Annotated in this window: 1 protein-coding gene; it reads left to right on the top strand. The window is 27.2% G+C overall.

What is annotated here, in order from left to right:
• The first annotated feature begins 173 nt into the window (after positions 1–173).
• On the top strand, positions 174–1,154 hold the full coding sequence (locus P6N22_RS10615) for a hypothetical protein (protein ID WP_280332793.1): 981 nt from the start codon (positions 174–176) through the stop codon (positions 1,152–1,154).
• The last annotated feature ends 35 nt before the right edge of the window (positions 1,155–1,189 follow it).

The raw sequence follows: 1,189 nt of genomic DNA, 5'->3' as shown, positions 1-1,189 counted from the left end.
ATATTATATTAGGTTTATTTATTATTTTAAAATTTAAAAATTCGAGCTTTTATACAGAAAACTTGACACTCAATAAAAAATATTTGACTTTAAACATTGTCTTTTTCTTTGTTGCTGTTTCAATGATGTCGACAGTATCTGAATTTTTATATTTTAATTTTTAAAGGTAATTTATGACGCATAAAAAATGGTTTCGTATATCGATGATAACTCTTCTAACATTATTAACAATAAATTCCATTTTTTTATATATTACAGATATATATAGCGTAGCACATCCAAATAGAAAAACTTTTCCAACAGCATTTACACAACGCTTCTTTGTCGCAACTTATATACTTAATCACTTTCATGAATATGATACTTTACTCTTTGGTTCCTCTAGAGTTCAATTTATTAATCCTCAGCATATTCCGAATTCCAATACATATAATTTAACTATAGCTGAGGGTATACCAGAAGAATATTATTTAATGTTACAGTTATTGCTAAATAAAGGCATAAAATTAAAATCTGTTTTAGTTGGACTAGATAATTTTTCCCATAATATATCTTTTACTAGCCATCAAAATGCATTAGAAACAAAATCACATTATTTACTAACTGGTGAACCATTATACAAGTTTTATAGCGATTTTTTTTTTAGAGTACCGACAAAGAGAGACTTTCAAGATATTCAAAACCGTTCTAAACATTTAAATATTTACAAACTCCATTATGATATTATTTATAATCAAAGGGATACTTTTAAAAAACACACTTACAATCAGCCTGAGCCAAATGATCCCATATATACTGTTCCAACGGCATGGCATGGAAATAATCTTAAAAATTCACTACAAGCTATTCAAGACATAAAGACTCTGTGTGATCAACATGGTATAAAAACTATTTTTTGGATTAATCCTATTCAGCACACCTCTTATAATGCTATGGACCATGAACTATTCAAAAAGTTCAAAACAAAATTATCATATATAACAGACTATTATGACTTTAGTGAACCTAATGAGATAAGTAATGACAATAAAAATTGGCTTGAAACATCCCATTTTATTCCGAAAATCGGCGATCTAATCATAAAGACGATATATACAGACAAGGTTTATGTAAAAGACTTTGGTATACATGTAAAAAAACAGGAGTATAAATAGATGCTATTTAACAGCTACGAGTACATATTTTTCTT

This window comes from Sulfurimonas sp. C5, from assembly GCF_029872055.1.
Classification (GTDB): domain Bacteria; phylum Campylobacterota; class Campylobacteria; order Campylobacterales; family Sulfurimonadaceae; genus Sulfurimonas.
Note: the sequence above shows the minus strand (reverse complement) of the source record. Positions and strands in the feature narration are given on the sequence as shown.